We start from the raw sequence: 25,821 nt of genomic DNA, 5'->3' as shown, positions 1-25,821 counted from the left end.
GAAAATTTCAATATTTCGTATTATTATTTTCGAATTTGTTTAAAGAAAAACCAAGTGAAGCTAGTTTATCATTTCGTCAGAACTACCTGTTTTGAGACTTAACCGTTGTAACCAAACCGCTTTAACTGTCTACTATCATTTCGCCAGTTCTTGTTCACTTTCACATACAATTCTATATGTACTTGTTTATCAAAGAACTTTTCAAGGTCTTTTCTAGATTCGACCCCAACACGTTTTAAAGCCGATCCTTTATGACCAATAATGATACCTTTTTGGGTTTCGCGCTCTACCATAATTACAGAGCGAATCCTGATAATTTTTTCGTCTTCAAAGAACTCTTCCGTTTCTACCTCAACAGCATAGGGAATTTCCTTTTTGTAGTACATAAGAATTTTCTCCCGAATAGTTTCGTTTACAAAGAAACGTTCTGGTTTATCGGTTAATTGGTCCTTAGGATAATATGCTGGTGCATTTGGCAATAGCTCTAAAATGCGTTGAAAAACATTCTTTACGTTAAAATTAGATAGTGCAGAAATAGGATGTAATTCCACAGTAGGCAGTTTCTCTTGCCAATACTGTACTTGTTCTTCTAAAATTTCTTGGGTAGTAGTGTCTACCTTATTCAACAAAAGTAGAACTGGAATTTTGCTGTTCTTTATCTTTTCAAAAAAAGCTTCGTCCTTTAGTGCTTTTTCCCCAATTTCTACCATATAAATTAAAATATCCGCATCTTCAAATGCAGATTTTACAAAATTCATCATAGAAGATTGTAGGTCGTATGCTGGTTTAATAATACCTGGAGTATCAGACAATATAACTTGAAAATCATCACCATTAACAATACCCAGGATGCGATGTCTTGTGGTTTGAGCCTTTGACGTAATTATAGATAACTTCTCCCCTACAAATGCGTTCATTAGGGTAGATTTTCCAACATTGGGGTTTCCTATGATGTTAACGAATCCGGCTTTATGATTGCTTTCCATTCAACAAAGGTAGTATTAAGGAATAAGTTTTTGATGACATTTCTTTTTTGTTTCTATGTCTAGTCAGAAACGAACAAAATTGATACCATGAAAAATTCAGTCATCTTCTTATTATGTCTTGTTGTAAGCATACTGATTTTTTCATATAGAGACTTAGGTCGCTCATATCAAGTAGCGTCTGGCGAAACTGAATATTGGATTAATTCAAATGGAGAATACATCACATCTAACAATTACAACTATGACCCCAATATGGACAATAGTGTAAACAGCCAAAGTTGGACCAAAACAACCATACAAAAGTAAACATCACAATATTAAAATTTTAAATGATGATGAAAATTAAAATAATTACACTTTTAATACTGTGTGCCTTTTTACTCAATCTAGGATGCGGCAAGGATGATGAGCCTATGGCGCAAAAGATAGATTTTGAACAAAGTGATTCGAAAGAGCATGACCCTAAAGATGATGGAGATGGAACAATGATTCGACCCAATATCCAAATGATGGAGTCGACCGGACGGATAGTAATGGGAATAGTATAATCATTGATGGTGATTTTTAACTCGGTTTTGGGTTCGGGTGTATAAATATCTGTAATGTCTATTATGCAAACAGCCTTGGTGAAGCATCTTCCATTCGCGCTGTTGGTCAATTAACCGTAACTCTAGAGTGAGAATATACTGGCAAATACATTAACATTAATTGTGTATCTTTCCTTGGACTACTACCAACAATGCCGAAGAAAGATACACTTACCGAAAAATATTTACAACAAGAGGAATTGGTTAAGGCGATTAAGTCCAATGACGAAAATGCACTTGATTTGTTGTACCAAGAAAACTATTACAAGACAGAAAAGTACATCATTGAAAATAGCGGCTCTATGGAACAGGCAAAAGACATCTATCAAGAAGCATTTATTGCAGTTTGGGAAAATGTGCAGAACAATAAATTTGTTCCAAAAAACAAAACCGCATTGAACGGGTATCTCTATACCATAGCTAAAAACAAATGGTTGGATTTTTTAAAATCATCGCGCTTCAAAAAAACAAATGGTTTAGAAGCGGTTGAGCATAAAATTGAAACAGAAATTGAAACTGACTCCCATGAAGACAGCATGACAGAAAATTTAGCAAAAGTCATGGCAAACTTCAATGAAATTGGGGAAGGCTGTAAAAAAATACTTGCAGTCTTTTACTATGAGGAGAAATCGCTTAGGGAAATCGCATTCGAATTAAATATTACCGAAGCGTCGGCCCGTAACAAAAAATACCGTTGTATCGAAAAGCTTCGTGCATTGGTCTTAACATCAAATTAAACCCCGAATTTGGAAACAGAAAACAACATATCACAAGACCTATTGGAAACCATAGAAAGGTATCTAAAGAATTCTATGGAACTAGAAGAACTAGCAGCTTTTGAAAAGCGAATGGAAGAAGATGAACAACTACGCCAACAAGTTGATGATACACGCTTCATTTTTTCAGGTATTCGCAGAGCTGTTCTAAAAGATAAATTGAATGTTCTTCACGAAGATTTTGATAAAGGAAAGCAAATCTCTTCAGACGACCCTAAAGTTTTTAAACTGAATTTCAAAACACTTTCGATTGCAGCGTCTGTTTTAATTTTATTTGGCGGTTTTTGGTTTTTTAACCAACAACCCAGCAACGAAAAACTCTTCAATCAGTATTTTGAACCCGATAGGGGTTTGGCAACGGTAATGAGTAACACCAACAACTATGATTTTGACGATGCCATGGTTGATTACAAGAATCAAAAATACAATTTGGCCATTCAAAAATGGGAAGCATTGCTAAAAGATAAACCCAAGAATGATACTTTAAATTACTTTTTAGGTGTCGCGCAATTAGCAGAAAATAAAGAGACTTCTGCTATTGCATATCTTACTAAAGTTGTTTCGAATAAGCAGAGTGCATTTGTAAAGGATGCCTACTTTTATCTGGGATTAGCCTATTTAAAAGAAGAAAATTCCGAAGCCGCACTAATAAATCTTAAAATCAATAATTCCCCCAAAAGCAAAGAAATAATTTCTGAATTAACCAATTAAACCAATGCTATGGGGCATTATTTAAAAAGTACACTTTACCTATTTATTTGTTTACTAACTGTTTCAAACACCTTTGCTCAAAGCCCACCTGAAAAAGGTGTTGATATTATTAATGAGCTGATACTTTCAGACAGTATTAATGGGGCTCAAAGCGAAATATCTAAACAAATATTAGCATTAAAAAGTGCCAAAAATTTCGATAGCTTGGTGAGCTATGTTCTACCATTAGGTCGTATTGAAATACGTTCTAAAAATTCTATCGAATCGGCCAAAACCCTAGCGGATGCAATCAATCAAAATAATAGTAGTCTCGCTACCCAGAGTAAACTAAATATAGAACTATCAAAACTGTATTTTGAGTTAGGCGAACCTGCTGCTGCTTTTGACCTTGCAGGCGAAGCCCATGCATTAGCACAAAAAGTTTCAGATGAAGAATTGCTTATAAATTCTGAATACTACCTAGGCGATTATGCTTTGAGAACAGGCAATATTGAAGCCTTAGAAACCCACATCAGAAGTGCCAACGATCGAATTCTAGCAAAAAAAGGCGAACCTTATACCATAACTGCTCGTGTTCTTAATTTAATGGGTGGTGTTATGTTTTTTTCCACAAAGCAAGATAGTGCACAATATTATTTTGAAAGTGCGCTTCAATATATTCCTAATTTAGAGGATAATGTAGAGAGCAAATTGTATTTACCCGCTGCTATTTATGGTAACTTATTCCTCATAAATCTAAATAAAGGAGAACATGTAAAAGCTTCAAAATATGAAGAAGAATCCCAAAGACTAAATCAAAAATTTTTAAAAAAGGCACCTAATCATCCGCAGGCAACTCGGGTAAAACGCAATTTAGTACTCGGTTATGTTAACTTATCTAGTCTTCATTTTGATTTGGGCGATTACGACCGTTCTGATAATATTTTAGTATTGGCTTATGACTTCGCTCAGAAAAATTTCGACAGCAATCAGGACGAGTATTTTTACGTCACCCTAGGAATGGCAGAAGTAAAAATAGCTAAAAGGGAGTTCACAAAGGCTTTACATTTTTTAAAAGAATCAGAAAGGTGTTTGGATGGTATGACCAAAGACAACGAACAATTACGTGCGTACCTATACAATGATTTTGGAAATCATGCTTACGAAACAAACGCATTAGAAAAAGCACTAGAATATTACGAGGAAAGTGACTCGCACTATGAGAAATTTAACCCTGGAGAATATGACTCGAACAGATTATATCAATCGATGAATATGGGTATTATCTATGCCGAGTTAGGCTTTAAAGAAAAAGCTATTGGCAAAGTTAATAAAGCTTACAACTACATCTTAAAAGAAAACGGCCCTGATACCTATCAAACAAACCTTCTGATAAATTCGTTGGCTAAGGTAAACTATGAATTAAAAGAATACCAAGAAGTACTAAAATGGTGCGAAAAAAGCCTAAAAATTTACAATGATAAATCTTTTTCAAAAGGGTATGACAAGTTGTATTTTGAAGAGAAAAAAGCAGAAATTGTTTTATTAAATACACAAGCGAAATATTACTTAGCCACAAAAAAAGACACCACATTACTGCATAATTTAGTAGCCCAATTGGATGAAGGCATTCAAATTTTGGAGGCTCGGAAATCTGTTATTAGTTCTGCGGAAAGCGTAAACATTTTATTAGAAAACAATAAAGAAATTTTTGATTTTGACAAAAAACTTAATCTTGAATTATTCGTAAAGACGAATGATAGTCGCTATTTGAATAAAGCGATAAGCTTACATGAGTCCGCTTTATACAACAAAATCAGAGTTCGATTAAATATTAATGACGCCATTGCCTTTTCCAATATTCCTCAACCTGTTTTAGCCAGAGAAAATGAACTTCGAAAAGCGCTCAATATAGATCCTGAACAGGCGACTGAAGACACATTAAATAAACTTCTTGATGCCAAAAAAAAATGGAATACTTTTTTAGATTCATTGCAAACCACATATCCTAAGTACCATAAAATGCGTTATGCGACTATAGGGAAATCCTTAGAAAATATTCAAGAGCAAATAGATAAAGGTACTACTGCAGTACGATACTTTTTTGCTGACGAAAGGTTATATGCCTATGTAATATCTAAAGAAAATGAAAAACTAATTCCTTTGGATTACGCCGATGTAAAAAAACTAATTGCTGATTTAGGAGAAAACCAATCAGACGTTGTAGCTACAGCAAACAATTTACATACGCTTTACAACAAATTATGGAAACCATTAGAGACAGTAATAAACACCAAAAATGTAATCATTTTTCCTGATGGGGCTTTATACAATTTAAGTTTTGAGACCCTTACTCCTACTAAAATAGAGACGTTCAAAGCACTATGCACTCAAAGCCTATTGGCAAAACATACCATTTCATACAATTACAGTTTGTACTTATTAGCACCAGACACCAACTCCAAGATATATGAAAATAGTTTTGTAGGTTTTGCACCTGAGTTTAATGATGGTATGAAAGAGGATTACAAAATCGCAATTTCAGATACCCTTCAAATTGATAGGGCATATCTGAAATTACTACAACAACCTTTTAATGTAAATCTGGCTAAAAGCTTTGGAGAAAATTTTAATGGCGATTATTTTATAAACCAAAATTCAACGGAACAAATTTTTAAGCAAAACGCTAGCGAGCACAAGATTATTCACATCGGCACACACGCCGAATCAAATAATGTTAGTCCGGAATTATCGCGATTAATTTTTGCCAAAGATGTTAGTCAAGCTTCCTCAGAAGACGGATCTTTGTATACCTATGAAATATATAATACCAGCTTAAATGCCAACCTAGCAATCCTAACTGCATGTGAAACCGGCAAACCCACTTATCAACCAGGAGAGGGAATGATTTCACTAGCCCATGCCTTTAATTATGCCGGTAGTGAGAGTATATTAACCAGTCTTTGGAAAGTAGATGAACGTTCTAGTGCAGAAATTATCGAGTCGTTTTACGGTTATATTAAGTTGGGCAAACCTAAAGACGAAGCTTTACAACTTGCGAAACTGGATTATATTAAGAACACCGAGGGTCGAACCCTAGCACCACAATACTGGGCAGGTTTAGTATTAATGGGAGATACAAACCCCATAAATGTAGCTGATGCGACTAATTGGCTCTATTGGATTCTAGGGATTTTAGCTTTAATTCTTCTTGGCATATTTTTAAAAAATAAAGCTTGCACTCCTTAATTTTTTCTGTTTAAATATAGAACATACAAAAAGGCCGGTACTACCGGCCTTTCTCCGATGTCGTTATAGTTCCCCCGAAATAACGACACCTCAACTAACTCAATTCATTCTTAAAAAAGCACTGTATTATAAAAGGCAAAAGATTGCTTTCTTGAAATACTCTTTTCTTCAATTTACTCATCCATCGAAAAAGACAAGAAATGTCATCAATAAAAAAGTTGATGACATTTTTTGAAATACTCTATGTAGTAGTATAACCTTAAAAACAATCTTAATTATGAAATCATTCCGAGTACTCATTTTACTTACATTCATCATCACATTTTCATGTTCTAAAGATGAAAATGGCACATCAAATCTACCAGAGCAAGGCAGCATTGCACTTGCCTTTTCTAATGGTGCGGGATTTGTAGTAGAAAATATAGTGGCGACCGTATCAAAACCTTACGGATCAAGCAATACGAGCACCTTAACCATAACGGGAACCGCAGGTGGTAGTGGCAATTTAAAAATAACCTTGGTTGATAATGACGACTCTTTTAAAGCCTTTGCAGAGGACAACAGAATACCTGTAGGTGCCACCTCTGAATCAGTTTACGCCACCATAGAATATGAAAGTGATAGTTTTAATCTTAAAGGGGCAGCTGGCACTGTAATTATTACTGGATATACTGAAGCTAGCGGTCAAAAATACACAGAACTGAAGGCTACGTTCTCTGCTGCGGGAGAAGGATTTAATACAATGACTTCGACGATATCATCTCTTATACTTGCTTGTAACGGGTGTTAGTACAAATCACTATAAAAAATAGAATCATGAAAAATTTTAAATTAAATTCTTTTACAAAAACCCTAAATATCTTCCATATCAGGCATGTAGTATTGCTATTACTATTATTTGCGATGACAACAGCATGTGATAAAGAAGATGCTCCTATACCTGAAGAAGAGCAAATATTAATAGATCCATTAAAGGAGAAGGAAGAAGAAGAAGAAGAAAAAGAAGAAGAAACTCCTCAACCACCAACGCAAAATGACATCAATCAAGTAGATACCGCTGTATCCAATTTTATGACCAAACATGGCGTTCCAGGTGCAGCGTTAGCAGTGAGTGTAAATGAAAAAATGGTTTATACCAAAGGTTTTGGACTATCAAATACTAATACTAACAAAGCTACCGAAGCAGATGATGTATTTCGCATTGCCAGTATCTCCAAAACTTTTACCGCCACTGCCATTATGAAATTGGTTGAGGAAGGTAAATTAGCACTTTCAGACAAAGTCTTTGGTCCAGGTGGTGTTCTAGGTAGTGATTTTGGGTCAGCAACGTTAACCACAAATGAAATGAATATCACAGTTGACCATTTATTAATTCATAGCTCTGGAGGTTGGGGTGTTTCAACAGGTGGTGACCCTATGGACTTTGAGCAACAACTTGATGCAAATTCTTTTATAGAATATATATTTAATAATTGGGACTTACAAAATGCCCCGGGCACTACTTATTCCTATAGTAATTATGGCTATTGGTTGTTGGCGAGAATTATAGAAAGGGTATCCCAAGAAACATTTGAAGCTTATATTAGTACCATGCTAACTCCAACCGGAGCAACCTCTTTCAAAACAACTACTTTTAGAGAAGAAGATCGCGAACCCAATGAAGTTGAATATTATGCCTCGGCGCAAGAAAATCATTGGATTTACACTATGGCTCCTCGACGAGATGGCGATGGTGGTGTGGTAATTAGTACTCCAGATCTATTACGATTTATTTGTGCGATAGATGGACGAAACGGTAGGCAAGATTTGATAAGTACGCCTACGCAGGGTTTTATGGCAGAGCCTAGTGAATTCTCCATATTAGGAAGAGGTTTTGGTGTTTGGGAACAAGAAAACCTGCTCTTCTTTACAGGCAGCTTACCAGGAACCAGAACATGGTTCTATTTAAACCCGCAAAATGGAGTCACAGCCGTTATTGCATTAAACTCTAGAGGTAACAGTTCTGAATTCGATAACGATTTAAATACTTTGGTATATAATCTGGTTAAAGATGCCTCTATTCCATGGCAAACGGATTTAGATTTATTCTAACCTTTATACATTTTGCGTAATAACTAAAGCCTTGATTATAAAATCAAGGCTTTTTTAATGGTGAAAACTACAGGGTATTAAAGTATTTCAAATATTAAAAATTACATGCGATACTCATAATTATGCAATTACTTGCTAATATTACCAATGTAAATTGAAATAAAATCAATGCCAGATTCAATTCGATCAAGGGTACAGCACTTTAAAAGAATACACTTCCGATTAGATATAAAATTAATATATCAACGCTGAGAAATTACGAATTAACTTATCTAGCTACTTCCCAATCTTCGTCATAAGAAAGGGAATCTAAGTTTATATATTTTTCAGGACGGTATATATCATAAAACTTTTGCCCCCAATAGGTTTCATCGTATTTATCTAGTTCATTTGATGAATGATACATTACACAAGATTCGAATACTGATTCATTAAGGTGTGGGTGTTTTTCAAGTAATCTACAATAATATTTCTTATATGTATCGTATTCATAAGTGCCCGTACGTTTTTCTTCTTCGAGCATCTGGTTTCTTCTTTCTTTTGATTCCTTAATGGTGAAGTATTGCGCCGTGAAATTTTTAGTAACCCTACCAATGGCTTTTTTATTTTTTTCAAAAATAAATTTAAAGCAAGGTTGCATGTTTTCTAAACTATGGAGAAATATTTTTTTGGAAGCTTCATATTTTGCGATAGGAGCTTCCATGCTATGAATGACATAGCTCATAGCAGAATTATCAAAAGGTTGCATTTGAACCTGTTCAATTACAAAAAGTGTTTTTTTTTGGTTAGCATCCACATATTCGGAAGCTCTAAAACATACCATTTCCTCATTATTACTCCTCCAAATCGTTATAGAATCTTTTATTTTAGAAATCGACCGTAAACCTATAGGATCAAAATACCGGACTAATTTTAGTTCCAACAAATCTGAATCTAAAAAGATTTTGGCACGAACAAGTGCTTCCATTTGTTTATCTGATGCAATGTCATATCTAATCAGAGGCTGCTGAATGGTGTCTCCCCATGAATACACATCATTATAGAAATAATTTACCGGATAAAAGAATTTTACATCTTCTGAATTCTGAAATCCAACCCTTGGAACGTCGGTAAAACTAAAAAGCCATTGCGACGGAAACGGCATATTAAAATGTTCTTGACTTGCTAGCATCGGCATAGTGAGATACTTATTGTCAATAGCTTTCTCCCCTACTACAAACTCACTATTTTGGGGCGTTAATATCGAGTCATGATTTTCAAAATGCGTGCAAGAAATAAAAAACAGACTTACAAGTATTAAAACGAAAACAGATTTCATGGTAATGGCATTTAACATTCGTACTTTGTTTAAGAATAAACTAAAGCTTGTAATGGAACATCTTTTAATAAAGCAGAGATGCCCATTTTAGTTGAGCATCTCTGTATTGAATCAAGTATATGTTTTAGTTGTGATCATGTGAACTGATTAATAGTTCCAGCCATTATCAATTGGTTCAGCTTCTTGCCAATCACCGTTTACACTAGGATCAAGATTTGGGTCATAATTCACGTCATCTGTTCCCATGTATTCTCCGATACCATTCGTGTATACTTTATTATAATACCCGTCTACTTCAAAAGTACCGCCTGAACCATCAGACCATGTATCTACTTCATTGATACTATTTATGGTCTTTTGGTGCATTCTGTCAGATGCCATTTGATCAGCCCTCCAGGAATTATGCCTAGAATCAAAAGCTGCACTTCTTGCATTAAACAATTTTGTATTATTTGCTCCGAAATTGCGAATCTGTTCCATTCTACTATTGTGTGCCGCAGTGCTCTGTTGTGATGCTTGTTGGTTTTGCATGTTTATTTGTTGCACGTACTGCTGATTTAATTTTGAATTTAATACAGCATACATGAAATCTTGTTTCGCTTGCTGGTAAATTGCTCTAGGTGCTTCAACACCAGATATGGTATATCCCCAACGTTTTTGATATTGACTACTACCAACATAATACGTAACCAGCAAAAAAGATGGATTACCTTCAGCATCTACAAAATCTACAATAGCGCTATCAAAGTTCATTTGTTCAGGCATTGCTTTAAACCACATCTTGCTTCGCTCAGCATTCAATTTTGTTATCGCCGGCGTTCTTTGAATATTTACCAATTTGATACCCTGACTCTGAGTCATTTGCACCAAATCTTCTTTGATAAAACGTTCTAAACTTTTAACTGGTTTAACTTGTTGCTTATTCTCACGCATCATTTGATTATAATCAGGCATATGCGAATAATTAAACTCATTCGTTACATCATTCATGACTTTTACACCATCATTACTTTCAAGCCAAGCATCACCGCTTCCTTTTTTCCAATTCTTAGGAATTGGGTATGTGCCTATTGTTTTACCTTGTGGGTCTTTTAATTCAAAGACTTTTTTGCCATTTGATGACTGACGATTTGCATAAGATTGCCCGTTACCGTGTTGGCGAAATACGTTTTGAGCTGCTTGATTATTCATCTTTTGGGTGTTTTGACCATTCTCGTTAGCGAATTGTTGATTATAACCATATTCATTCGAGTTTTCGTCGTTATTTTCACCGCATGAGTAAATTGCTATTGCTAGTAAGAGGAAGAAGAAATGTGTAGTTTTCATAGTAGTACGTTTAATTATTTTTACTTGATTTATACTACTACATAGCTATTATTTAAAAATGTCATCAATAAAAATTAAAAAAAGTACTATTAGGCCTGCTTAGCGGCGAATTAAACCACTTGTTGGTACATGGTGTGGTTTTATATAAATTTTATGCTGTCTTACCTGAATAGCTCTGACAAGCAATTCAAATAACTCTTAATTATTGAACAAAGGAAAAGAGCCTTAGAAACTCAAAGACCCTTTTTCCAAATCTAACTCAAACCAATATTTTATTATGGAACATTTCTATCGTTATCATCGGGATCTTGATTAGCCGGAACTCCATCACCATCATTATCCACAAAATCACCATCACCACCCACGAACAATTGAAAGTTTATTGGCAGAAAAGTTTCAATTACCTGTAAATCGTATTCTGCAGTAGGTGCTGAAGTTATAGAAACAGCAGAAAATGTGGTCCCAGAAATAAAAGTTGAACGTACCCAAACTTGAGCTGTAATCCCTCCAAAACGTAGTAATCTAGAGGTAAATTGAGTTGGAGAACCTCCAAAATTAGAATTGGAAGTTGTAGTACATACAACCTCTGGCGTGCCATTAAAATTGTAGTGAGCGAACATTCCATTAATTTCATTGGCAATCAAACTTGTAGCAGCAATTTGTCCAAGATGTTGTGTGTTAGGAATATATCTAAATACCACATTCTGGTCGTTACGCACTACATTAACACCAAGAGTAGCCGTTTGAGGTTCTGTAATTTCAAAGGCTGAAAAACCCTGAGGAATGATGAAACCAATCAATGGTTGTTGACTATGAATAAATTGCATTCCTGGATTTTTTAAAACTGGAACCTCTGAAAGAGGCGCAGGTAATGAATGCGCAAAATCCCAGTAGATTGCTTCATATCCGTTAATATTTTCACAGAGCTGAGAGGTAAATTGTTGCGCTTGTTGATTTGGAATACCATCATCTTGTTTACTACAGGAGTAGAGTAAAAAGAATAATGCTACACCTACATATAAAAACTTATTTTTCATGATCTGTCTTTTTTCTATACATCGCGGAAAAAAGAAAATGTCATCATAAAAATCTTAAATTCTCACTTTCGGCTTCTAAGTTTTGCAAAATACTCCTTGGCTGCCGCATTCACTCTCGGAGCCAATAATAAAACAGCAATCATATTGGGAATGACCATTAAGGCATATGATAAATCAATTAGATTTTTAACCAGTTCCAAAGATGCTACTGCGGCGAACACAATCATAATTACGAAATACCAATTGTAATAGCGTCCTATCTTTGCATTCAATAAAAAAGAAAGGCACTTAACCCCGTAATAAGAATAGGTAAATAATGTGGACATAGCAAAGGCAGCCACTATAACCATTAACAACACCCCTCCCCAGCTTCCTAAAGACGTATTGAATGCATTTAAGGTCATCACAATTCCGCTTCCATCTTCTAAATAGGCGCCACTTAAGATAATTACTACCGCGGTAAATGTGCATACTAGGATAGTATCGATAAAAGGACCCAACATGGCGACTAAGCCCTCTCTAATAGGCTCATCGTTTTTAGATTGCCCATGATACATAGGTGCGCTACCTAAACCAGCTTCGTTAGAAAACATTGCTCTGCGCACTCCTATGATAACCAATCCCCAAAAACCACCCGTAACCAAGGTGTTAAAGTTCCATGCTTCTGTTAGAATTAACTTTAAGGAAGGTATTACTTGCGATGCGTTCATAACCATCACCAAAACCACTGCCAACAAATAAACGAATACCATGAAAGGAACTATGGTGGTTGCTACCTTAGCTATTTTAGAAAGCCCCCCGAAAATGACAAATGAGGTGACTATAGCCAGTACAACGCCGATGGATAATTTCCAGTTGAAATCGCTCATTTCAAAAAGTGTCTCTGAAGGTTTTATAACACTCATAAATGTCTCGGTAAACTGATTGGCGGTAAATACACCCAAAAACCCAAAAAGACCAGCAATACAAAAAAAGATCGCCAAAGGTTTATATTTTTTACCAAGTCCTTGGGTAATATAGAACATAGGTCCTCCCTGCAAATTTCCTTCGGAATCTTTTCCTCTGAACATAATGGACAGACTACAAGAATAGAATTTGATACACATACCGATAAGGGCGGTCATCCAAATCCAGAACACTACTCCAGGGCCACCATCATGAATGGCTATGGCTACACCCGAAATATTTCCTAGACCTACGGTTGCCGCTACAGCAGCAGAGAGTGCTTGAAGCGAACTTACATCTCCCTCGGCATTTTTATCATCGTACTTGCCCCTAGCTATAGCTATAGCATGACTAAAAAAACGATAGGGTAACAATTTTGAACGGAATACTAAGAAAATACCTCCTCCAATGAGTAAGATAAACATAGGCCATTCCGTTCCGGAGATAGCTTTCACCAAAAAATCGTTGAGTTGCTCCATAATTTCGAAGGTAGTTATTTCATTTAAAATTTTCTCAGCTACCTATGGTTTCCATTTATTTTAAATCAAATCTTCTTTAAATTTGGAAATAAGATTAAAAGCGTTGTATCTTTGTCGTCCACATCGCGGGATAGAGCAGTAGGTAGCTCGTCGGGCTCATAACCCGAAGGTCACTGGTTCGAGTCCAGTTCCCGCTACTACAAAAGCTTCATAGAAATATGAGGCTTTTTTTATTCTCTTTATTACACCGCTCTACTTTTAAAAAACGCTTGAAACAACTATCTTTTGAAAAAATATAAAAATGAGTCTCAAAAGGCCTTTTACCATACTTCTATGCATGCTCTGTTCATTTCAATGGGGAACGAGTCAGTCACAGTCAGAAACAACTATGTCCTATGAAAGCTTAGAAATGCTTTATAAAGAATGGCGCTCTTTTGAAGAACCGCCCTCATATCAGGGAGCTCCGGACTACAGGGCCGCTACCTTTGATAGTAGACAGGCTACTTTTAAAGCCTTGCAAGCAGGTTTAAATGACTTTACTATTACAAATTGGCCTGTTTCTAAGCAGGTCGACTGGCACATTCTGTTTGCTGAAATGAACGGTTACGATTTTAATTATCGAATACTTAAACCTTGGCAGAGAGACCCTGCCTTCTATAAGACGGTTTGGATGAACAGAAGTGATGTTCCTGCGCACGAAGGTCCCACCCACCATGCGCTTTTAGAGATTTGGCAATATACATTTCCGTTGGATAAAGAATCCAAGGAAAAAATGGTTAAAGAATTACAGGTTATCCCGGTACTGAACGAGCAGGCAAAACTAAATTTAACCGGGAATGCCAAAGACCTTTGGATAACAGGAATAAGAGATATTCGTACACAAGTCAATGATCTAGAGTCCTTAAAAAGGATGCCCGGTTTGGCTGAAGACAAAAAATTGATTAAAACAATAGCGAAAGCCATAGTAGCAACTAAGGATTTCGTAAAATGGCTAGAAAAACAAGCGCCTACCAAAACGGGACCCAGCGGAATCGGAAAAGAAAATTATACCTGGTACCAGCAAAATGTGCATTTGGTTACACTAACTTGGGAGGATGAAGTACTGCTGTTAAAAAGAGAACTTTCCAGAGCATGGACCGCCTTAAAATTAGAAGAGCATAGAAATAGGGCACTACCGCAGCTGGTAGCCGCAGATTCTCCGGAAGCCTATCAAGAATTAGCTGCTGCATCTGCTAAAAATCTGTTAGCATTTTTGGAGCAAGAGGATATCGTTACGGTAAAAGATTATTTTAAACCCGCGCTTGCTGCGCATTACGGAACTTTTGTACCATAGGAAAAGCGTAATTTCTTTTGGATAACCGCACATTACGACCCAAGACCACTATTCTCTCATTTCTACCATTGGTTTGAGCTGGCCCGTATGGATACAGAACCAAATCCGAGCATTATTCGAAAAAACCCCTTACGCTATAATATTTTCGATTCTAGGAATGAAGGATTGGCTACTGCAGTAGAAGAGTTGTTTCTTCAAGCTGGCCTTTATGACGATAACCCCAGAGTACGTGAAATCGTATATATAATGATTGCACAACGAGCAGCAAGAGGTCTAGGTTCGCTCTATGCACATGCTAATGAAATGACCATGGAAGAAGCAGGCAAAATACATTCTGACTATACACCAAGGGGTTGGATGAAAACGGAAAAAGAACTTCTTATTTTTGAGCAACACTTATATTTGCGGCAACCAGGGTATGGCACCAGTTATATTACCGGTAAGTATCTGGTAGAGCAGGCCTTGGCAGAATATGCACGTCTTTGCGAGAAGAACAGCAAACCCTTTCAGCTCAAATCATTCTTTGACAACCTCAACAGTATTGGTAATATTCCCATTACTTTAGGGCAATGGCAACTAACAGGCAATAAGGACCATCTAAATACTATCCTAGACAACTAAAACATAAGTCCAGTTCAATTTGAGTAAAACACCAAAACTTTCTAGACAATTAGGCCTTTTGGCTTTGACCGCTACTGGCGTCTGCTCTATGTTAGGAGCTTCTATTAACGTGGTACCTTTTATGATTCAAAAGAACGTTCCCGGTATTGGTCCTTACGTATTATATGCCTTTGCTTTCGCTGCTATACCTGCAATTTTTGCTGCCTTGGCCTATGGTATTCTCGCTTCTGCCATGCCACGGGCGGGTGGTAGTTATATATATGCCAGTAGAGGGCTTCACCCCTATTTAGGTTTCGTAGCAAGTTTCTCCCAGTGGTTTGGACTCTCTATTGTTATAGGGGTTATTGCTTATGTTACCATTCCCTTTATTCGTGATATTTTCATTGAGCTAGGATGGGTAGGTCTTTCCCAAACACTCGAAAGGGGCTGGGTAAGAATCTCGTTGGCGCTTTTGCTGATATGGAGTTTTGTAGGCGTTAATATTAGAGGTGCCAAGTCCTATGCCATTACCTTGCTACCCATGATGTTTCTGATGTTCTTTTTAGGAAGCATTGTTGTTGTGACCGGATATTATTTTACGCCTTCCGATTTTGTATCTGCACTAGAGCTAAGGGAAAATAGAACTTTCGTGCCTACAGAAAATGCTGTTTTTGATTGGCGTATTTTCCTCTCTGCAGCGGCACTTCTGTTTTCAAGTTTTATAGGTTTCGATTCCATAGCCCAGGCTGGTGGCGAGGCCAAAAATCCAACAAAAACATTACCTAGGGCCATCATATTATCCATAACCTCGGTGGGCCTTTTCTATTTTCTATTTGCATCCGCAGTATACCATACCGTGCCTTGGAGTTTCGTTGCGGAAGAGGCTATGAAAAAAGATATTTCTGCCCCTGGCCTACTCAGTTATGTGTTACCTTCCGGTCTTGGTATTGCCATTTTATTGGGTGCTACCATCGCACTGATCAATGACTTGCCGGCCATGCTACTTTCCGTTTCGCGTTTAATGTTCGCCTGGGCGAAAGATGGCATCTTTCCGAGTTTTATTACTTCTATCCATAAAACCTACCATACACCAAATGTTGCTTTACTCCTAGCCGGACTCATGGCCAGTATGGGTGTATTCGGATCACATTTCGCTGGAGATTTTTTCTTGGGAATAGATATAATGGTTACCTCTATGATGGTTAACTTTTTATTAATGTGCATTACACTAATTACCCTGCCTCAGGTAAATAAAAAACTGGCGGAGAAAATTAGTATGTTTAAAAGTAGAAGATTACAGCTTATCATTGGGTGGGCAGGCGTGGTTTCCCTCATCCTTTTTCTTGCGGTGCATACCTACAAAGACCTAAGCGCTAACGTAGCAGAGTGGTATTTTCACTCTACTCCTATTTGGCTAATTGTTATGGGACTAGCCAGTATTCTTTTTCTATTTAAATGGAAACAACTCAAAAACGGAGGCTCCGACCCACATACCATCTTTAAAGTGCTCCCAGAAGAATAAAATATGAAAGACAAAATTAAACTATCCGAAGGTTTAGAAATATCTAGAATTATTACCGGTCTTTGGCAAATAGCCGATATGGAACGTGACGGAAAAACCCTAGACCCGGACGCAACGGCTGAATTTATGGAACCTTATGTTATAGCGGGATTCACTACGTTTGACATGGCCGACCATTATGGCTCTAGCGAGATAATAACCGGAACATTCAAAAATACCAATCCGTTAGGGAACAAAGTACAGTTGTTTACCAAATGGGTTCCAGAACCGGGAGAAATAACCCTGAAAGATGTTCGCACTGCCAACCAAACCGCGCTAGACCGTATGCAGCAGACAAGTATAGACCTGATGCAATTTCATGCTTGGAACTATCCAGATCCCAGTTGGCTAGACGGTCTATTTCATTTAAAGCAACTACAAGAAGAAGGTCTTATAAAACATATTGGAGTCACTAATTTTGATGCGGCCCATTTGCGGATTGCATGCGCCAGCGGAATTCCTATCGTTAGCAATCAAATTTGCCATTCCTTACTTGACCAAAGGGCAGCTACAGAGATGACGGCAGTTTGTATGGAGTACAATGTAAAATTGCTAGCATTCGGTACTTTGGCAGGGGGATTTTTGACCGATAAATGGTTACATAAAAAAGAGCCCTCCGAAAAGGAGCTTACCACTTGGTCTCAAATGAAGTACAAACGTTTTATTGATGCCGCAGGCGGATGGAACAACTATCAAAATCTTCTTAGTGCCGTAAAAAAAGTAGCGGATAAACATGATGTTTCTCTAGCGAATATCGCAACCCGATATATTTTAGAAAATCCGAATGTGGCTTCCGTTATCGTTGGTGCAAGATTAGGGGAACGAAATCACATCGAGGATAATAAAAAAATGTTAGCCATATCCCTTTCTTCGGAGGATATCAATACCATAAAAGAAGCTCAAAAAAAGTTGCTTCCCATTCCGGGAAATTGTGGAGATGAATATAGAAACCCTCCCTTTTTAACGGCATCGGGAGACTTGAGCCATCATTTAGACAAAATTCCAAAACCATTTAAAATCACTGCACCGAATACTACTAGAGAACAAATTTTTAGCGGAACAGAATGGGAGTCCTTTGCTGGATATTGCCGTGCCGTAAAAGAAGGGAATCGCATATATATTTCGGGAACTACCGCTACGCATGGAGCGCATATGATTGGCGGAGCGGATGCGGCAGCACAGGCGCATTTTGTAATCGATAAAATAGAAGCGGTACTACAAACCTTTGAAACAACGTTAGAAAGTGTAGTGCGTACGCGAATATTTGTTCATAATATTAATGATTGGGAACCTGTTGCGCGTGCTCACGGCGAACGTTTTAAGGGAATAAACCCGGCTAACACATTAGTGGAAGCTAAACTTGTTGGGGACGGCTACTTGGTGGAAATTGAAGCGGAAGCCTTTATTCAAAACTAAACAACAAGGATAGGGCATCTTGTGTTCTTCCTTCGGCTAACCATTCCTTAGCAAGTTGATGAATTTTTGCAATATCATTAGCTAACCCCTTTGTTTTGACCTCATCACTCTTGCGAATCATATCCATTTCCGATGTGGTAGGAACGCGCTCTAAGTTCCCCAAACGCCCTAAATTATTACCTGTAAGGATTTTACTTTCTCGGACGGATACCGGTAGGCTATCTACCCCTATTCCTTTTGTTCGTATCGGTTTGGGAACTTCAAAAAGAGCTGGGCCACTTGCTCGAGTGTACCAGCTCTCTCCCATTCTACCTACCAAATCTAACTTTTGCGTATCTAATTTGTCGTCCGTTAGGTATTTTTCATTGATATGGATGAGTGCTACTTTCGCCAAAATTAAGTTTCCCGCTCCCGGGGTATCCGCCAACTCAATTACTTCGGTTACCGTACACTCCAAAGCTACCGGTGCTTCCCCTACTCGGGGTGGTCTTACTTTTTCACTAGGTACTTGGGTAAGTCCTGCTTTTAGGAATTCGTTTACACCCTTGTCGTAAGCCGTACTGGATAAGGACATTTGCCCAGCTGTTCGAAGTTTGCGACTTCGTACCGTTTATGAGTAAGCACACACGAGTAAGCCAATCAAACTATTTCGTAAAGCATAAGTTGTAATATTTTCGATTTAACCATAACACAGCAAAAGCTGTGAAGTTGTAAACTTTGCAGAGCAGCGTAAAATAAAGCAGCAAAGCGTTATAGTGCGAAGTTTGCAACTCAGCGTTTTTGATTTAGTATCTTGCTATTCATGTTCAATAATGAAGGCTATAAAATAAGAGACCAAAGCAAACCACATTTTGTTACATTCACTGTAGTTGATTGGGTCGATATTTTTACGAGAAAACGTTACAAGGATATCGTAGTGGATAGTTTGCAATACTGCCAACAAAAAAAGGCATGGTTATTTATGGCTTTGTAATTATGAGCAACCATATACACTGTATTTTACAAAGCACAACAGAAGATTTATCGGGTTTAATTAGGGATTTCAAGAAGCATACAGCAAAAAGAATTTTAGAATCCATTAGAAATGAACCTGAAAGTAGAAGGGAATGGATGCTACGGCAGTTCGTTGCAGCCGCTAAAAAACATAGTAGGAACAAAACCTATCAGTTTTGGAAGTACGGCAACCATCCCGAAGAAGTGCATTCAGAAAAATTTCTATGGTCAAAATTAGACTATATTCATATGAATCCGGTGAGAGCGGGGATTGTTGTGAAAGCTTCAGAATATCGCTATTCCAGTGCCAGCAATTATGTTAACGACCAAGGCTTAATTTCAATAACGAAAGCAGACAATCCCGTCGTTGCTATTTTAAAAAAGAATTCTTTTTTTAAAAGTATTTCATGGTAATCGATAAAAAGACGTTATAAGCTTCTCACAACAATAAAAACAAGCTTTTTACTACAATTTATCGATTTTTATCACGTTTTGTAAGGAACCTTTTGTAGACCTATAAAAGTGGTGTATTTTACAGGCCACAACACTAACCAAGACCACGTTTGAAACTACAGTATTTACTTTTCGTAATTCTTTTTTCCACAAGCATTTTTACCCAAGCTCAAAAGGAAGCGGCCATCTGGTATTTTGGTGAAAATGCAGGTTTGGATTTTAACTCAGGAACACCCGTTGCCCTTACTGACGGTCAATTAAACACCCATGAAGGATGTGCCACCATATCCGATTCCAATGGCAGCCTGCTCTTTTACACCGATGGTATTACGGTATGGAACAGAAACCACCTCATCATGCCCAATGGAACCGGTTTAAACGGGGATCCTTCTAGTACACAATCTGCCATCATTGTACCAAAATCCGACGAGCCCAATATTTACTTCTTGTTTACCGTTGATGAAGCAGGTGGGCCCAATGGACTGCAATACAGCGTGGTGGATATGAATCTTAATGGGGGTATGGGCGATATTACCGCTCAAAAAGGAATTCCATTAATCAGTCGCACTAGTGAAAAGATATGCGCAGTTGCCCATTCAGACGGGCAAGGCGTTTGGGTCATTACACGTTCCTATGGAGGCAATTCTTATTATAGCTTTCTAGTGGATGCTTCTGGCATTAACACAACACCCGTTGTAACTAATATTGGTCCATCGCTTCCACAAGCTGAATACTCGACCATAGGATACATGAAAACTTCTCCTGACGGAAAATTTTTGGTCTCTATAACGGATAATGATGCTCAAGTTGATCTTATGCGTTTCAATACCGCAACAGGCACCATGAGCGACCATGTTTCTCTAAAAGGCTTTTTTGATGCCAATAGAGCTGCAGGCAATAGACCTTATGGAGGGGAATTTTCCTTGAACAATAATGTGCTCTATATAACTACACGATATAATCTTACGCAGTTCGACCTTAGTACCTATGAACAAGATGCCATTATCAACTCTGGGCACATCCTAGAATCTCGCTGGTATATGTTTAAGGGTGCATTGCAAATGGGAATTGATGGCAAAATTTATGAAACCAATATCTTAAACAATTACCTGAATGTCATCAACAATCCTAATGTTTTAGGGGACGGATGCGATTTTGTAGATGATGCCGTTTATCTTGGACCCGGCGCAAAGGCATCTATGGGGCTACCTCCCTTTATATCCTCATTTTTTGATGTAGGAATTGAAGCTGAAAACTTGTGTCTAGGAAACGAAACGGAGTTTAGTATTGAAGCCTCGGAACCTATTACTTCAATTTTATGGGATTTTGGTGATGGCACTACCGCTACTGCAGAAAACCCAGGTCATACCTATGCTGCTGCAGGAGATTATACCGTTTCCGTAACGGTAAACACGGCATCCAATAGCACTACGGAAACAGAGGATATTACAATTTCTGAAATTCCCAAAGCACTACCTTTAGAAGACATTACGGCCTGTATTACCCAAGATGCCTATGATATGGATTTGCAAACTTTAAACGCTTCTGTACTAGGAACGCAAGACCCCGACAATTTTTCGGTAGATTACTTCCTTTCGCAAAGTGATGCGGATACCTATACTAACGTATTGGAAAATACACACTCCTTTGCACTAGGCACAACGCTTGTTTACATAAGGGCTTCCAATAAGACCAATACCAATTGTTATACAACAGCAGCATTCAATATTATTGCAAGACAAGCCCCTGTTATTGATACCGTTTTGGATTGGACGGTCTGTGACGATGATACGGACGGTCTTTTTACTTTTGATCTTTCTCGGAAGAATATCGAGATTTTTAATGGCCAAGACGAAACCAAGTTCGAAATCTTGTATTTCGCTTCACAGGCCGATGCAGATGCAGGAACAAACCCCTTGCCCGTAAACCACGAAAATACCTTAGCAACCGAAGAAATCTTCTTTAGGTTTCAGAACAGTACGTATCCCAACTGCTACAGAACGGGTAGTTTTATGATTGAGGTCAGTTCTGGAGTCGTTGCACATACGCCAACAGATTTACAGGTTTGTGATACGGACAACGACGGTTTTTTTGCTTTTGAACTAACGGATACCGTTACGGAAATCATAGGCACACAAAATGCGACAAGCCTAACAATTAGTTACCATATTTCTTTGTCGGATGCGGAAACCAATACCGATCCGTTAACCAACTCATACACCAATACTACGGCATATGAGCAAAGCATTTATGTGCGAGTACAAAACGCATCTGACCCTAATTGCTATGCGACAAACTCCTTTGACCTTATGGTCTACGACACACCCAATCTACAAACCCTTACGGATTGGGTAGTTTGTGATGACAATAACGACGGTAGTTCTAGTTTTAACTTAACGGAGAAGAATTTGGAAATTCTTGGCGAGCAAGATGCAACTAAATTTATGGTGCGGTATTTTGAAACACGGACCGATGCCGAATTAGTGCAGAACGAGATTACGGGGCCTTTTACGAACGCCAGCAATCCACAAACCATTTTCTACAGATTGGAAAATGCTTCCAACACCAGCTGCTATGTAGCGGATAGTTTTGATATTCAAATTTTTGACACCCCTTTCGCCCTTGAACCAAGCTCAATTATACTTTGTGACAATAATGAAACAGGCAGCCAAAACATTGACCTTACACAAAAGAATGCAGAAATTTTAGGTACGCAAGATGCAAACGATTTCAATATCACTTATTTTGCCAGTCGGTCAGATGCTGAAAACGGTTCAAACCCTTTAAATGCCCAGGGCTATACCAATCTACAAATGCAGGAAACACTTTTTGCGAAAGTTACCCGTATAGGGCTAGAAACTTGTAGTAGCATTACCTCGTTTGAATTAACCATAAATCCCTTGCCACAACCCCTATTGGAAGAACGTTACGTCATATGTCCGGACAGCCCGGTTTTAATTCTAGACGGAGGTGTATTCGATTCTTGGTCGTGGAAAAATAATAGCGGTCTGGAAGTTGCCAACACCAGAGAATTGAATGTTGAAGAACTCGGAATATACGAATTGACCGTAACGCAGGTTTTAAATGGAGTCAGTTGCGAGAATTCCGTAAGTTTTGAAGTATTATCTTCAGGAGCACCAGAAACCTTAACCGTTGAAACCAATGGGTTTTCTGATCAGATAGAAGTGCTGGTTTCCGCTACGGGAACAGGTTCTTTTGAATACTCCTTAGACGGAGAGAATTTTCAGTCCAACAACAAATTTATAGTTTTCCCAGGCACCTATACCGTTTATGTAAGAGACATTCTAGAATGTCGCACACTTAGTGAAGAAATTACCGCAATAGGATATCAAAAATTCTTTTCACCCAATGGGGACAGTATCCATGATAACTGGAACATCATCGGAGCTGAATTGTTTCCCGATGCTCAGCTTTTTATTTACGACCGGTATGGTAAACTTTTAAAACAATTATCCCCGCAAAGCGTGGGTTGGGATGGCACCTATTTTGGCCAACGAATGCCTGCTTCAGATTACTGGTTTAGATTTGCTTATGGTGAAGGTGAAGTCTTTTCAGGGCATTTTACCTTAAAGCGCTGATTTTAGGGTATTTTTCATCTATTTTATACAACACTTTTAAGATAATTACGTTTTGTTAGTCTTAGACTATAATCCCTAAACACCTATCCATTTAAAGACTAGGATTGAAACTTATTAAAATATTCCTGTCTGAATTTAAAACCTCCGCTCTCAAACTATATTTTAAACATAAGACAAAAGCCTTTATTCAAAACTAAACAATAAGGATAGGGCATCTTGTGTTCTTCCTTCGGCTAACCATTCCTTAGCAAGTTGATGAATTTTTGCGATATCATCAGCTAACCCCTTTGTTTTGACCTCATCACTCTTACGAATCATATCCATTTCCGATGTGGTAGGAACTCGCTCTAAGTTCCCCAAACGCCCTAAATTATTACCTGTAAGGATTTTACTTTCTCGGACGGATACCGGTAGGCTATCTACCCCTATTCCTTTTGTTCGTATCGGTTTGGGAATTTCAAAAAGTGCCGCTCCACTTGCTCGCGTGTACCAGCTCTCTCCCATTCTACCTACCAAATCTAACTTTTGCGTATCTAATTTGTCGTCCGTTAGGTATTTTTCATTGATATGGATGAGTGCTACTTTCGCCAAAATCAAGTTTCCCGCTCCCGGGGTATCCGCCAACTCAATTACTTCGGTTACCGTACACTCCAAAGCTACCGGTGCTTCCCCTACTCGGGGTGGTCTTACTTTTTCACTAGGTACTTGGGTAAGTCCTGCTTTTAGGAATTCGTTTACACCCTTGTCGTAAGCCGTACTGGATAAGGACATTTGCTCCACGATAGGATGATTAACAATGTTTATGACTACTTCTGGTACTTCTTTTACATTCTGATGCGAATGTTTTAAACTACCGTCTCTACCACTGCGGGCAGGGGAGAATATAAGTATTGGCGGGTTAGAACTAAAAACGTTGAAGAAACTAAACGGACTCAAATTCACCTTACCTTCTCCATCGATAGTACTTGCAAAACAAATAGGCCTTGGAGCTACCGCTGACAATAAGTACGCATGTAATTCTGGTTGCGAAATAGTTTTGGGGTCTATCGTTTTTATCATTAGCATTATGTTTTAGATGACAGAGCCTAGCTCAGGTCATATTTAGGTTTTTGGTATTTTCGACTTTCCTCGGCTCCAGAGATTTACTTTGCTGGTAGTATTTTGGCGCTTACTTCTCCAAAACCAACGCGTTTTCCATCCTTTTCAGCATAGCCACGCATGGTCACCGTATCTCCGTCATTAATGAATTTACGTTCCGAGCCATCGTTCATTTTTAAAGGTTTTGTTCCCATCCATGCCAATTCTAACATAGAACCATAAGAATTCTCATCTTTTCCTGAAATAGTACCGGAACCGTACAAATCCCCAGTATTTATGTTACAGCCATTTACCGTATGATGTGCTAATTGCTGAGCCATATTCCAATACATATATTTTAGATTGGAATTACAGACCGTTTTTTCATCACTCCCCTCTGGTGTGATGCTCACGGATAAATTAACATCATAATTTCGCTGCCCGTCATATTTTAAATAAGGCAAGACCTCTGGGTCTTGTTTTGGTCCTGAAACCTTAAAAGGGGCTAATGCTTCCAAGGTTACAATCCATGGCGATATGTGAGAAGCAAAATTCTTGGCCAAGAAAGGACCAAGCGGCACATATTCCCATTTCTGAATATCACGGGCCGACCAGTCATTCAGCAAAACCAATCCAAAAATATAATCATCCGCCTCAGCCGTAGAAATAGCGGAACCCAGCTCTGTATTTCTTCCGGTGATAAAACCCATTTCCAATTCAAAATCTACACGTTGCGAGGGACCAAAAACAGGTTGGTCCGCGCCGTTAGGAATGGTTTGTCCTTTTGGTCTATGTACCGCCACATCACTTACCACGATAGAGCTTGCCCTACCATGGTACCCAACTGGAATGTGTTTCCAATTTGGAAGGAGTGCATTTTCCGGATCTCGAAACATTTTCCCAACATTTGTCGCATGTTCTATACTTGAATAAAAATCCGTGTAATCGCCAATAAAAACAGGTAAATGCATTTCAGCTTCTGATTGCTTCACAAAAAGCGCAGGTTTTCCGGCCAGTACGGAAGCATCATCCTTTAACCAAGACTGAATATCAGTCCTTACTTTATTGGTTATTGGCTTGCCCAAATCTATAAAATCGTTAAGCGTACTTTTTTCCAGCACCGCAGTGTCAAAGTCAAAAACGTCTAATGCCGCTACTGCAACTAAATCCAAAATATACTCACCTACTGCAACGCCGGCTCTTGGAGTTCTATCAGCGGTTGAAAAAATTCCAAAGGGAATATTATGAATGGAAAAATCTGAATTTTCGGGTATGTTGATAATCATTTATTTTGTTTTTTATTCC

Annotated in this window: 21 protein-coding genes and 1 tRNA gene; 14 read left to right on the top strand and 8 right to left on the bottom strand. The window is 38.0% G+C overall.

Annotation, left to right across the window (positions count from 1 at the left end; genetic code table 11):
- Positions 1 to 98: 98 nt before the first annotated feature.
- Entirely contained in the window at positions 99 to 986 is an 888-nt protein-coding gene (gene era, locus SJY09_RS16935; RefSeq protein ID WP_396636885.1) for a GTPase Era, read from the bottom strand.
- 87 nt (positions 987 to 1,073) lie between these two features.
- On the opposite strand from era, the gene SJY09_RS16930 reads away from it, so the two are divergent.
- The 7 genes from SJY09_RS16930 (at position 1,074) to SJY09_RS16900 (ending at position 8,379) form a co-directional block, all read left to right on the top strand.
- Positions 1,074 to 1,292, top strand: a complete 219-nt coding sequence (locus SJY09_RS16930; protein WP_396636884.1) for a hypothetical protein — start codon at positions 1,074 to 1,076, stop codon at positions 1,290 to 1,292.
- 23 nt (positions 1,293 to 1,315) lie between these two features.
- Positions 1,316 to 1,534: a hypothetical protein gene (locus SJY09_RS16925; protein ID WP_396636883.1), complete on the top strand. Its 219-nt coding sequence runs from the start codon at positions 1,316 to 1,318 to the stop codon at positions 1,532 to 1,534.
- A gap of 191 nt (positions 1,535 to 1,725) precedes the next feature.
- Positions 1,726 to 2,310 carry an RNA polymerase sigma factor gene (locus SJY09_RS16920; protein WP_396636882.1) on the top strand — a complete coding sequence of 195 codons (585 nt, stop codon included), beginning with the start codon at positions 1,726 to 1,728 and terminating at the stop codon, positions 2,308 to 2,310.
- Positions 2,311 to 2,319: 9 nt separating this feature from the next.
- Positions 2,320 to 3,060 (top strand): tol-pal system YbgF family protein, encoded by a 741-nt coding sequence (locus SJY09_RS16915; protein ID WP_396636881.1) that lies wholly within the window; start codon positions 2,320 to 2,322, stop codon positions 3,058 to 3,060.
- Between the two features lie 9 nt (positions 3,061 to 3,069).
- Positions 3,070 to 6,288 (top strand): CHAT domain-containing protein, encoded by a 3,219-nt coding sequence (locus tag SJY09_RS16910; protein WP_396636880.1) that lies wholly within the window; start codon positions 3,070 to 3,072, stop codon positions 6,286 to 6,288.
- A 277-nt stretch (positions 6,289 to 6,565) separates the two neighbouring features.
- Entirely contained in the window at positions 6,566 to 7,078 is a 513-nt protein-coding gene (locus tag SJY09_RS16905; protein ID WP_396636879.1) for a hypothetical protein, read from the top strand.
- Between the two features lie 26 nt (positions 7,079 to 7,104).
- Positions 7,105 to 8,379 carry a serine hydrolase domain-containing protein gene (locus SJY09_RS16900; protein ID WP_396636878.1) on the top strand — a complete coding sequence of 425 codons (1,275 nt, stop codon included), beginning with the start codon at positions 7,105 to 7,107 and terminating at the stop codon, positions 8,377 to 8,379.
- A gap of 268 nt (positions 8,380 to 8,647) precedes the next feature.
- Here SJY09_RS16900 and SJY09_RS16895 read toward each other — a convergent pair whose 3' ends face one another.
- The 4 genes from SJY09_RS16895 to SJY09_RS16880 form a co-directional block, all read right to left on the bottom strand.
- Positions 8,648 to 9,715, bottom strand: a complete 1,068-nt coding sequence (locus tag SJY09_RS16895) for a hypothetical protein (protein ID WP_396636877.1) — start codon at positions 9,713 to 9,715, stop codon at positions 8,648 to 8,650.
- Between the two features lie 129 nt (positions 9,716 to 9,844).
- Complete coding sequence (locus SJY09_RS16890; RefSeq protein WP_396636876.1) at positions 9,845 to 11,023, bottom strand: hypothetical protein; 1,179 nt, start codon at positions 11,021 to 11,023, stop codon at positions 9,845 to 9,847.
- A gap of 275 nt (positions 11,024 to 11,298) precedes the next feature.
- Complete coding sequence (locus tag SJY09_RS16885; protein WP_396636875.1) at positions 11,299 to 12,060, bottom strand: hypothetical protein; 762 nt, start codon at positions 12,058 to 12,060, stop codon at positions 11,299 to 11,301.
- A gap of 62 nt (positions 12,061 to 12,122) precedes the next feature.
- On the bottom strand, positions 12,123 to 13,484 hold the full coding sequence (locus SJY09_RS16880) for an alanine/glycine:cation symporter family protein (RefSeq protein ID WP_396636874.1): 1,362 nt from the start codon (positions 13,482 to 13,484) through the stop codon (positions 12,123 to 12,125).
- Between the two features lie 124 nt (positions 13,485 to 13,608).
- Between SJY09_RS16880 and SJY09_RS16875 the strand changes: the two genes are divergently transcribed.
- The 5 genes from SJY09_RS16875 to SJY09_RS16855 all read left to right on the top strand — a co-directional run bounded on the left by SJY09_RS16875 (position 13,609) and on the right by SJY09_RS16855 (position 18,394).
- A tRNA-Met gene (locus SJY09_RS16875) sits at positions 13,609 to 13,681 on the top strand.
- Between the two features lie 104 nt (positions 13,682 to 13,785).
- A complete protein-coding gene (locus SJY09_RS16870) occupies positions 13,786 to 14,817 on the top strand; it encodes a hypothetical protein (RefSeq protein WP_396636873.1) in 1,032 nt (343 codons plus the stop codon).
- Positions 14,818 to 14,904: 87 nt separating this feature from the next.
- Positions 14,905 to 15,438 carry a hypothetical protein gene (locus SJY09_RS16865; RefSeq protein ID WP_396636872.1) on the top strand — a complete coding sequence of 178 codons (534 nt, stop codon included), beginning with the start codon at positions 14,905 to 14,907 and terminating at the stop codon, positions 15,436 to 15,438.
- A gap of 19 nt (positions 15,439 to 15,457) precedes the next feature.
- Entirely contained in the window at positions 15,458 to 16,939 is a 1,482-nt protein-coding gene (locus SJY09_RS16860; RefSeq protein ID WP_396636871.1) for an APC family permease, read from the top strand.
- A 3-nt stretch (positions 16,940 to 16,942) separates the two neighbouring features.
- The gene (locus SJY09_RS16855; protein WP_396636870.1) at positions 16,943 to 18,394 is read left to right on the top strand and encodes an aldo/keto reductase; all 1,452 of its coding nucleotides are present in this window, start codon (positions 16,943 to 16,945) and stop codon (positions 18,392 to 18,394) included.
- Here the strand turns inward: SJY09_RS16855 and SJY09_RS16850 are convergent.
- A complete protein-coding gene (locus tag SJY09_RS16850; protein WP_396636869.1) occupies positions 18,381 to 18,968 on the bottom strand; it encodes a flavin reductase family protein in 588 nt (195 codons plus the stop codon). The two genes, SJY09_RS16855 and SJY09_RS16850, sit on opposite strands and share 14 nt — an antisense overlap.
- A 401-nt stretch (positions 18,969 to 19,369) precedes the next feature.
- Between SJY09_RS16850 and SJY09_RS16845 the strand changes: the two genes are divergently transcribed.
- Together SJY09_RS16845 and SJY09_RS16840 are read left to right on the top strand one after the other, a co-directional pair.
- On the top strand, positions 19,370 to 19,801 hold the full coding sequence (locus SJY09_RS16845; RefSeq protein WP_396636868.1) for a transposase: 432 nt from the start codon (positions 19,370 to 19,372) through the stop codon (positions 19,799 to 19,801).
- Positions 19,802 to 19,950: 149 nt separating this feature from the next.
- Positions 19,951 to 23,439, top strand: coding sequence for a T9SS type B sorting domain-containing protein (locus tag SJY09_RS16840; protein ID WP_396636867.1), 3,489 nt, complete (start codon positions 19,951 to 19,953; stop codon positions 23,437 to 23,439).
- A 183-nt stretch (positions 23,440 to 23,622) separates the two neighbouring features.
- Here the strand turns inward: SJY09_RS16840 and SJY09_RS16835 are convergent, their stop codons facing one another.
- Both SJY09_RS16835 and fahA read right to left on the bottom strand, forming a co-directional pair.
- On the bottom strand, positions 23,623 to 24,498 hold the full coding sequence (locus SJY09_RS16835) for a flavin reductase family protein (protein WP_396636866.1): 876 nt from the start codon (positions 24,496 to 24,498) through the stop codon (positions 23,623 to 23,625).
- Between the two features lie 83 nt (positions 24,499 to 24,581).
- Entirely contained in the window at positions 24,582 to 25,802 is a 1,221-nt protein-coding gene (gene fahA / locus SJY09_RS16830; RefSeq protein WP_396636865.1) for a fumarylacetoacetase, read from the bottom strand.
- Between the last annotated feature and the right edge of the window lie 19 nt (positions 25,803 to 25,821).

This window comes from Maribacter sp. R77961, assembly GCF_044594925.1.
Taxonomy (GTDB): domain Bacteria; phylum Bacteroidota; class Bacteroidia; order Flavobacteriales; family Flavobacteriaceae; genus Maribacter.
Note: the sequence above shows the minus strand (reverse complement) of the source record. Positions and strands in the feature narration are given on the sequence as shown.